This window comes from Sharpea azabuensis DSM 18934 (assembly GCF_000702165.1).
Taxonomy (GTDB): Bacteria; Bacillota_I; Bacilli_A; order Erysipelotrichales; family Coprobacillaceae; genus Sharpea; species Sharpea azabuensis.
Window position 1 is genome coordinate 1 of the sequence record NZ_JNKU01000064.1, and the last position, 9,593, is coordinate 9,593.

10 protein-coding genes are annotated in these 9,593 nt (G+C 36.3%); 6 read left to right on the forward strand and 4 right to left on the reverse strand.

Translation table 11 applies throughout. From position 1 onward, the window contains the following. Window positions 1-177, reverse strand: a 177-nt coding sequence (locus T529_RS13890; protein ID WP_476661752.1) for a transposase, incomplete at its 3' end; no start/stop codon positions are given. A gap of 437 nt (window positions 178-614) precedes the next feature. On the opposite strand from T529_RS13890, the gene T529_RS0110995 reads away from it, so the two are divergent. From T529_RS0110995 to T529_RS12670, 5 genes are read left to right on the forward strand one after another with little or no spacing between them, the layout of a single operon-like run. After that, on the forward strand, window positions 615-2,129 hold the full coding sequence (locus T529_RS0110995) for an AMP-binding protein (RefSeq protein ID WP_033163656.1): 1,515 nt from the start codon (window positions 615-617) through the stop codon (window positions 2,127-2,129). Continuing rightward, the gene (locus T529_RS0111000) at window positions 2,107-3,225 is read left to right on the forward strand and encodes a diaminopimelate decarboxylase family protein (protein WP_033163657.1); all 1,119 of its coding nucleotides are present in this window, start codon (window positions 2,107-2,109) and stop codon (window positions 3,223-3,225) included. The genes T529_RS0110995 and T529_RS0111000 overlap by 23 nt, the downstream gene beginning before the upstream one ends. 2 nt (window positions 3,226-3,227) lie before the next feature. Continuing rightward, window positions 3,228-3,455, forward strand: coding sequence for a phosphopantetheine-binding protein (locus T529_RS0111005; RefSeq protein ID WP_033163658.1), 228 nt, complete (start codon window positions 3,228-3,230; stop codon window positions 3,453-3,455). Continuing rightward, the gene (locus T529_RS0111010) at window positions 3,455-5,020 is read left to right on the forward strand and encodes an MBOAT family O-acyltransferase (RefSeq protein WP_051646980.1); all 1,566 of its coding nucleotides are present in this window, start codon (window positions 3,455-3,457) and stop codon (window positions 5,018-5,020) included. Before T529_RS0111005 ends, T529_RS0111010 begins: the two co-directional genes overlap by 1 nt. A gap of 9 nt (window positions 5,021-5,029) precedes the next feature. Further along, window positions 5,030-6,046, forward strand: coding sequence for a hypothetical protein (locus T529_RS12670; protein ID WP_051646981.1), 1,017 nt, complete (start codon window positions 5,030-5,032; stop codon window positions 6,044-6,046). Between the two features lie 371 nt (window positions 6,047-6,417). Here the strand turns inward: T529_RS12670 and T529_RS12675 are convergent, their stop codons facing one another. From T529_RS12675 to nrdG, 3 genes are all read right to left on the reverse strand, one after another. Beyond that, entirely contained in the window at window positions 6,418-7,734 is a 1,317-nt protein-coding gene (locus T529_RS12675) for a L,D-transpeptidase family protein (RefSeq protein WP_051646982.1), read from the reverse strand. A 279-nt stretch (window positions 7,735-8,013) separates the two neighbouring features. Continuing rightward, window positions 8,014-8,481 (reverse strand): S-ribosylhomocysteine lyase, encoded by a 468-nt coding sequence (locus T529_RS0111025; RefSeq protein ID WP_033163660.1) that lies wholly within the window; start codon window positions 8,479-8,481, stop codon window positions 8,014-8,016. Next, entirely contained in the window at window positions 8,468-9,004 is a 537-nt protein-coding gene (nrdG, locus tag T529_RS0111030; RefSeq protein WP_033163661.1) for an anaerobic ribonucleoside-triphosphate reductase activating protein, read from the reverse strand. Before nrdG ends, T529_RS0111025 begins: the two co-directional genes overlap by 14 nt. A 404-nt stretch (window positions 9,005-9,408) precedes the next feature. Between nrdG and T529_RS13550 the strand changes: the two genes are divergently transcribed. Then, a partial coding sequence (locus T529_RS13550; RefSeq protein ID WP_238560817.1) for a hypothetical protein occupies window positions 9,409-9,593 on the forward strand: 185 nt, incomplete at its 3' end.

Here is a 9,593-nt window from a genome sequence, read left to right on the forward strand (position 1 = left end):
TACAGGATCGACTCTATTGGTTCCTCTATTTGAATATAGCGGATCACAGATATCATAGATAAAACTCCAGTCTACATATCTATCAAGTTTTCTTACCAGGTGGTCCTCTGGGACCAGGTCATCAAGCAGTGCACAGATCATGTACTGTTGCTTCTGTTCAGTCTTATTCTTAGCCATGCCACATCAGCTCCTTCATGCATATATTATACCATATATGAAGTATCATCTTGATATTTCTATTCTCCATACAAAAAAGACTGTCCACAATCATTTGATTGTCAACAGTCTGAAAGAGGCGTAAGCCTCTTTTTTCTTTGTCATTAAGCCATTCATGTTAATGCAATTCCATTAATGTAATGCTTATTGTTTTATTGAATAAAACTTGTAATATTAATGATAGTTATAACAATTTGATTTGTATGGGAAAAGTTTAGAATTTTTTAAGAAATATCAACACTTTTTCTTAAAACTTAACAGGTAATATGCGATATGTAAAAGAAAATCCTATGCATGAAAATATGAAAATATTTTATGAATTCAGTTATTCGTGATTCATAGTGAACCATATTATATAATTGAAATAGAAATAGTTTTACTTTATGGGAGAGGGAAGAATGAATAGTATATTAGAAATGTTGGAGAAGTCGACAGCACTTTATCCCGAACATCCTGCCTTAAGTACGGGTGAAGCGTATTTAAGCTACCAGGAAGTCACTCGACAGGCAAGATGTGTTGGTAGTGCTTTAGCCTCTTATACATCGGTTAGAAAACCTGTCATTGTCTTTATGGATCATTCGATGGAAAGTATTGTGGCTTTTTTAGGAGTTGTTTATGCGAATGACTTCTATAGCTTCTTTAATAGTGAATTACCTGATGAACGTTTACGCATCATGGCAGATACGCTAGATGCTGATCTTGTGATTACAGATGTACATCATAAGGAACAAGCAACTCAGCTATTCACAAAAGAAACTGTTATCACTTTTGATGAACTTGTAGCTAGAGAAGAAGATGCAGACTTACTTTCTTCTATACGCAGCCAAGCTATTGATACGGATCCACTTTATTTGAATTTCACTAGCGGATCAACGGGTGTACCTAAGGGTGTCCTTATTGGCCAGCGTAGTGTTATTGATTTTATTCCAATCTTTGATGACTTATTCCATATCACACATGATGATATTTTAGCGAATCAGGCACCATTTGATTTTGATGTCTCTGTCAAAGATATCTATTCAACATTGAATGTGGGGGCAACACTTGTCTTAGTGCCAAGAGAATATTTTTCTCAGCCAGCTAGACTTGTTGATTTCTTAGATGAACAGAAAGTCACAACAATGATCTGGGCAGTCAGTGCCTTATGCTTACTTAGTGTCTATAAAGCACTGGATTATAAAGTTCCTGCATATATCAACAAAATTCTCTTTAGTGGGGAAGTGATGCCTTATAAACACTTAAAGAATTATATGGATCATATGCCACATACTATGTTTGTCAATCTCTATGGACCAACAGAAATCACATGTAACTGTCTCTATCATATTATTGATCCTAGCCGTGATTACAGCACTTATTTGCCAGCAGGTAAGCCGTTCCCTAATGAACGTGTCTTCTTGTTGAAAGATGACAAGCTTGTCACAGAGGTGAATGAGCCTGGAGAAATCTGTGTCACTGGGACAGCCTTGGCAATTGGCTATTACCGCCAGCAGTCAGCCCAATTTCGGCAGAATCCTTTAGCTGATGGCTATCATGAAATGATGTATTGTACGGGTGATTTGGCATATCTCAATGAACAAGGGGAATTTGTCTTTAGAGGACGTAAGGATTTTCAAATTAAATATTTAGGTCATCGTATTGAATTAGAAGAAATTGATCATGCGATATTAGAAGATGCACATGTTACACGAAGCTGTTCACTCTTTGATCAGGAAAAAGAGAAACTGATTACCTTCTATATTGGTGATATCGATAAGCGTAGCTTAAAGATTGCCCTTATGGATCGTCTTCCTCGCTTCATGATTCCCACAAAGATGATACAAGTCGAAGACATGCCACTCAACAAGAATGGCAAAATAGACCGAAAAGCATTAATGGAGGTGTATAAGAATGCCAATCGAAGACATCGTTAAGACCTATCACACACCTTTCTATCTCTTTGATGAAGATATTCTTCAAAAACGTATTGATTATCTTCATCAACATCTTACAAATGGCGAACTCGTCTATGCGATTAAGGCTAATGGCTTCTTAACACCTTATGTAAAAGTAGCACGATATGAAATCTGTTCCTATGGAGAGTTCTGTATTGCTAAAAAGAGTGGTATTCCCTATGACCATATGGTTATCTCTGGGGTCAATAAGGATGAAGAATTCTTAGAAGCCATTGCGACGAAGAATGTTCTTAGAGTAACGATTGAATCACTTCATCAATATGATGCCGTTATCGCCCTTGCAAGAAAGTATCAAACCCATTATCACTTATTACTAAGACTGACAAGTGGCAATCAGTTTGGAATGAGCGAAGAAGATATCAAAGCTATTCTTCAAAGAAAAGATGAAGAAGTGACTATTGAAGGTCTTGAATACTTTAGTGGAACACAGAAACGTTCATTAAAGAAAATCAAGAAAGAAATTGATTATCTCAAGAATTTCATCAATGAACTTGCCTATCCATTTACCGAAGTAGAATATGGGCCAGGGTTACCTGTTCATTACTTCCATGAAGAATTTGATGAAGAGAGCTATCTTGATGAACTCAACGATATGTTGACATTTGATTTACCGCTTTATCTTGAAAGTGGGCGTAGTATTGTCGCAAGCTGTGGCCAGTATGTCACAAGTGTCAAAGACTTCAAGACAAATAAAGAAGGTAACTTTGCGATTATTGATGGTGGTATTCACCAGCTTGTCTATTATGGCGGAATGATGGGCATGAAGAATCCGGTCTATGAACATCTTCCTCATCGTGAAGGTGAAGAGAAGATGTGGACAATATGTGGTTCACTCTGTACAACGAATGACTTGGTCGTTCGTGCAATGCCACTCAAGAGTCTAGAAGTAGGGGACTTGATTGTCTTTAAGAATACGGGTGCTTATTCAATTACGGAAGGCATTGCCCTTTTCTTATCAAGAGACTTACCAGCCGTCCTACTCAAAAGGAAAAATGAAATCAAGGAATTAAGAGACCATACCTATACATGGTCATTAAATATGGAGGAGAAATAATTATGGATCAGTTATTAGATATTTTAGAAGAATTAAAACCAGAAGTAGATTTTGAAAACAGTGAAGATTTAATTGATGGTCATAAGCTTGACTCATTGACTATTCTTTCCCTTATTTCTGAAATTGAAGATGAATTTGATATTTCTATTCCTGCTGTTGATATTGTGCCTGATAACTTTAACAGTGCGAAAAAGATCTATGCGCTTATTGAACGCTTAGAGGAAGAATAATGTCATACTTTTCACCATTCTATCTGGTGATGGTTCCTCTTCTCATGGCAATCTACCAGCTAGCAAGTCGTAAAGCACGCCCAGTTATACTCTTGTTGGCGAGCTATATGTTTATCTGGTTTGCATCCAATAAATTAATTATCTATATCTTGCTTGCAACACTAGGTATCCATTACTTTGGCATGTGGCTAGATGATCTAGAGAAGGAGAAGAAAGCAGCCATCAAGGATGTTGAACGCAGTGAACGAAAACTTATTAAGGCAAGCTTTAAGAAAAAAGAGTGGCATGTTCTGATCTTTGCGATTGTCCTCTTTGTCATTGTTCTATTTGCCTTCAAGTATGTAGGCTTCTTTGTCTCCATCTTGAATGACATTTTTGCCTTGACATCAGCACCTGTCTTTATCAAATATCAGAAAATCATTGCACCAATAGGTATTTCCTACTATACCTTGCAATGTATTGCTTATCTGTCAGACATTTATCTTGGTAAAATTCAGGCTGAACGTAATCTCTTTAAGCTTGCCCTTTACCTTGCCTTCTTCCCATGTATAATGGAAGGTCCTATTGTCAGAGCAACAGATACATTAGGACAGCTGACTAATGGGGAACCCTTGAACTACCACAATGTTACATTTGGTATTCAAAGAATGGGCTGGGGCTTATTTAAGAAGTATGTCATTGCCGATCGACTCAATATACCTGTAACCCTCATCTTTACCAACTATGCCCATTATCATGGTGGCACACTGTTTCTTGGCATGATTGGCTATACAATGCTGCTATATTGTGAATTCTCAGGAACAATGGATGTTGTCATTGGAACAGCCCAGATTTTCAATATCACATTACCAGAAAACTTCCGTCAGCCGTTCTTCGCCAAGAATGTTTCAGACTTCTGGACAAGATGGCATATTACCCTTGGAGCATTCTTTAGAGATTATATCTACTATCCAATGTCTCTCTCTAAGCCGCTTAAGGCCTTGACAAAGAAAACCCGTGCAAAACTTGGCAACCACTACGGACCACTGGTCACTGGGGCTATTGCCTTATTTGTCGTATGGTTCTGTAATGGTCTCTGGCATGGAGCAGGATGGACATATCTATTCTATGGTATGTACCACTTCTTCTTTATCTTAAGTGAATCGTTGACTGAACAGCTTGTAGTGAATGGATGTGAGAAGCTGCATATCAATCGTGAAAGCAAGCCATATCGTATCTTCCAGTCATTTAAGCTTTGTATCTTTATCTTTGTCGGTGAAATGTTCTTCAGAGCACCAACTGTCAGTCAGGGCTTTGCAATGCTTTCTAAGACGCTTAGAGACTTTACATTTAGTGGAAAAGAACTCTTAAAGCTTGGTATTGACAAGTATGATTATGGTGTCTTGATCATCTTATTTGCCATCAGCATGCTTAAAGAAAAGAAGATTAATGTCAGAGAAACTATTGCTGCAAAGCCAATTGTCTTAAGATGGTCGATTTATTATGCATTCATTATTGCCGTGCTCATCTTTGGTGCCTATGGTGTAGGTTATTTACCAGTTGCCCCTATCTATGCGGATTTCTAGGAGGATCATATGAAATATATTAAGATTATTATTTTTAATGGTATCCTGATTGTCGCATTATTGATAGGATCTGTCGTCTTTACACCAAAGACAAATAAGAAAGCCTTTGGTGTTGACTATGTTACAAGCAACAAGATTTTCTCAGAAACAAAGAATACCGTGGACGTTATCGCCTTGGGAGACTCTTTGGTCTATTCATCCCTCTCACCAATGTTGATCTATGAAAAGCATGGCTATACAATCTATGATGCATCAACACCAGCGCAGAGCATTTACCAGTCTTATAGCTTACTTAAGAAAATCTACAAGACCCAAAAACCAAAATATATTTTCTTTGAAGCCGAATCACTCTATCGTCGCTATTCCTTTGAAGATGATATTCAGAATCGTATTGGTGTTAATATTCCGATATTGCGTTATCACAACCGCTGGAAGAATCTTACATTGCAGGACTTCTCCACACAATATCAGCTATCCGATCGTGACTATTTGAAAGGCTTTCGTTATTATGACAAAGTCGTTCCCTTAATGAAGCACAAGAAGCCAAAAGCTAAGCTTCAGCCCTATGCACTCTCTTATCTTGATAAGATCATGGCGCTGACTAAAGCCCATAAAACAAAGCTCATCTTTATGAGCTTACCATGTGCCAAGACATGGAGCTTAGAAAGACATAATCAGCTTGAAAAGTTCTTTAAAGAAATAGGCTATGACTTTGTGGATTTCAACACATTACCACTCAATATAGACTGGAATATGGATAGCCGTGATGGTGGTGACCATCTCAACTACAATGGTGCCAAAAAAGCATCAAAGTACTTTGGTAAATATTTAGCAGAAAACTATGATCTAGAAGATCATCGTAAAGATCCTAAATATGCCAACTATGAACTCTCACTCGTTCTCTATAAACAGAGAATCAAACAAAAAGAGATGAAAACAGATGCAGCACCTAACATTGATAAAAAAGAACAAGATGATGATCAGAAACAGGAAAATCAGGATCTAATCTCAAACGAAGGACAATAAATGTTCTTCGTTTTTTTTATGACGTTTTAAAAAACTGTGGGGCAGTGCACTGGATGCATACGATTCCACAGTTTTCTAGCTTCAATATCTTGTATTCTTTTGAGTATAATTAGCGCTATTTTTAATATGTTTTATTGAACATGAGATGATTGCGCATACTAAAACTTAGAGGAATAAATATGCAGAAAACGCAGATAAAAATATTTACTGCTTTACATTTCTCATGCTCATCAATCTAAAAAAGATATTCACATAAACTAGGTTCTTATGATCTCACGATTATTTAAACTTGGAACACATCGAGAATTGTATGAATTGTGGAGTATGAAGCATGAAAAAAGATAGCTATCTTAACGATAGCTATCTTGCTTCTAGATTACGGCTACAGGAGTACCGATTGCGAAATTATCATAGATTGTCTTTGCATCATTGTAACGCATATTGACACAACCATGTGAACCACCATTGATATAGATGTTACCACCATAAGCTTTACGCCAGCCATCAGCATCATGGAAACCTTCTCCATTATGGAATGCAGCGAAGAAATTAACTGGTGTCTGGTAGTCATCACCCTTTAATACAGCAGGTGAACGTTTATGGAAGATGTAGTAGAGACCATAATCTGTCATACGATCAGGTGTCATCTTACCAGTAACAACAGAAGCATTAAGAATCTGTTGTCCATTCTTGAATGCTGTAACAGTCTGAGCAGCAATGTTGACAATAATAACATCAGAATTCAATGTCTTATTACCATAGGAAGTAATATTAAGATTTCTTGTGACATCTTTGCCTGAAAGAATATCTTGTTTGATCTGTTCTCTTTCCGTCTTGGTAGAAAGCACTTTACCATAAGTACCACCTTTGACATTAATAACCTGTCCATTAGGAGCAGTAAAGGAAGCGGCCTTACCACGGGTATTGACTTTGCTTGCAAGAGAAGCAACATAATTCTTGATCCATGATTCATCAACACTAATCTCTTTTCCCTTTGCACTTAAATGTGGTGCATAGTCATCAGAAGTCAATGTATATGTTTGATTATCATCTTTTAAAGTGATTGTCTTACCAACATAATTATTAAGCGTCTTAACAGTCTCTTCCATATCCGTGCTCTTAACAGCAGGCTGCTTATAATATTTTGATGTCTCAACATTAATATTATAATTCTTGTTGTTAAGCTCAGTCATGATTTCTTTAGTAAGAGATTCAAGACTAGTAAACTCATTACCATATACTTCTTTATGAATGACAAACTTCTTGCTTGAAGCATCATATGATGAAGAAGCATCGGCAGTGTTCGTTCTATTTTGCCAGAGAACATTCTGTTTCTTTAAGTAATCACTTAATTTGTTTGAATCGAATGTAATGGAACTCTTGTCTTTGTAATCTTTACCAACGAGGAAACCTTTATTCTTCATAATATCTTTTGCAGTTGATGAAGAATATGTAGCGATATCTGAGATATTGACTGTTAGAGGCTCACCCGATGTCTTAATGGTCACCTTCGTATCACTGAAGTGTTCTTGCAGTTTCTTTTCTGCCTTGGCAACAGTTAAACCACCAACATTGATGTTATCAATTGTTGTACCTGGGTAGTACTTGTCCCGATAGGAATAAATGTAAGCACCTAGGGCAATTACAACAGCTCCGGCAGCAATCGCAGCAATATAGCTTTTTTTCATACTAACCTCCGAATATTTCAACAAATCATATTTCATAAAATTGTATTTAAGATGCAATCTTATATATGACAACACGAATTATAACATTTATTTAGGTATTTACAATACATTTACATAAATACTTTTAGGCATATTTTATTAAACATAGAATTCTTAAGAAAATCTTAATTTATACGATAAAATCAATATTTTTTAGTTTAATAAAATTCTATTGCAAGTAATTTAAAATATACATTGTACAATCAAAAAGCAGTTTTTATGAAACTGCTTTAGAAAATACTATTTTGCTTCTTCATTACCTTCAAGAAAATGATATTCATATTCTAATTCAGCATCTAAGAAGTGCTTAGCACTTTCTTTTGCCTTTGGTAAGTCCATATAAGTGTAGTTGCCACATTCTTCAGGTGCAGCCCCGGGAATAGGACCTTCCCAATCTCTAACAACTGATAATGCTTCTTTCACATAAGGAATTGCAGCTTCAAAATCAAGATCCCTGACAATGAGATAGAAACCAGTCATACATCCCATTGGTCCCCAATAGATGACATGACGGGCTATTTCGCTATTTCTAAGCCATGTAGCACCAATATGTTCAATAGTATGAGCAGCCTTTGGGTCCATTGCTGGCTCATTGTTTGGTTCTGTCATTCTCACATCCAAAGTAAGAATATCTCCATCAGTTCTAGAAACATAAATACCTTTCTTTAACTGTCTGTGATCAACACTAAAACTCTTAATTCTTTCCATAATAATCTTCTCCTAAATCAGGATCATAAATTGGATGACGTATTACAGTATGATTCTTCAGGCTTTCCTGAACATCAATAATACGCTGATTAGATGATCCCCTAAATTTTAATGATGCATATTTCAAATCTTCAATAAATGGTCCATCAACAAGAATATCCATATAGGATAATGCTTCAGGTCTTCTTTCTAAAAGCACTTCCCAAGTATAGGAAGAGTAGACCCATATATCCTTGCCTGGACAACGTTCACGAATCTGCTTTAACAGATCATCAATAACATCTTTGTTTTCAGGACTCATTGGTTCTCCTCCAAGGAGTGTGAAACCTTTGATATGAGGCTTGTTGATGAGACTTACAAGAGTATCAACTTCATGCTGGGTGAAAGGCTTTCCCTTGTTGAAATCCCACGTTTCTTCATTAAAACAACCAGGACAATGAATATGACAACCTTGTGTATAGAGCGAAACACGTATACCCTCACCATTAGCGACGTCAATCTCCCTGATCTGTGCATAATGCATATTATCCCCCCTTAACCTTTATAATGTACTATTCTAGCATTCTTCAATCAAAAAAGAAGAGCAGACACTCTTCTTTTTCATAGTTTTCTTTAAATTGATACTTATAGTATACAATATCTCAATCCCAGTTTTTCTTATGATGAAGATGATCATCAACCACAATAGTCATCAATCCAACACCAATAACCACCAGCAAAGAGAAGAGCTGATGCGAATTATAAAAATTGGATAATAGAAATCAAGTAGAATTTTAAAAAAATTCGGCTCTTCTGCACTATGTGTGGATAGATTGTTATAAAAAATGATGAATATCTCCTTTAGTTATCGGTGATTATTGAAGGATTTAATAAATAAAAAACCATATGGTATTTTCTATAGCGTCCAAACTTAGAAAGGAATACCATATGGCACTTAAAAAATTACTAAAATCTATCCTCAATGTCAATTGTATCAAGATCAAAAATGTGGAGTTTGATCGAATCTCTTCTTCTGTTTTCATTCAAGTCGATGTCACCAAAGGACAAAAGTCTCGCTGTCCCGTCTGTGGAAAGAAATGTAGCGGCTATGATTCTACAACCGAACACAGAAC

Bases quoted from the DNA above. Each gene is read 5' to 3' on its own strand.
- T529_RS12675 (WP_051646982.1), bottom strand. From the start codon at position 7,734: ATGAAAAAAAGCTATATTGCTGCGATTGCTGCCGGAGCTGTTGTAATT.
- T529_RS0111025 (WP_033163660.1), bottom strand. From the start codon at position 8,481: ATGGAAAGAATTAAGAGTTTTAGTGTTGATCACAGACAGTTAAAGAAA.
- T529_RS0110995 (WP_033163656.1), top strand. From the start codon at position 615: ATGAATAGTATATTAGAAATGTTGGAGAAGTCGACAGCACTTTATCCC.
- T529_RS0111005 (WP_033163658.1), top strand. From the start codon at position 3,228: ATGGATCAGTTATTAGATATTTTAGAAGAATTAAAACCAGAAGTAGAT.
- T529_RS0111010 (WP_051646980.1), top strand. From the start codon at position 3,455: ATGTCATACTTTTCACCATTCTATCTGGTGATGGTTCCTCTTCTCATG.
- T529_RS12670 (WP_051646981.1), top strand. From the start codon at position 5,030: ATGAAATATATTAAGATTATTATTTTTAATGGTATCCTGATTGTCGCA.
- T529_RS0111000 (WP_033163657.1), top strand. From the start codon at position 2,107: ATGCCAATCGAAGACATCGTTAAGACCTATCACACACCTTTCTATCTC.
- nrdG (WP_033163661.1), bottom strand. From the start codon at position 9,004: ATGCATTATGCACAGATCAGGGAGATTGACGTCGCTAATGGTGAGGGT.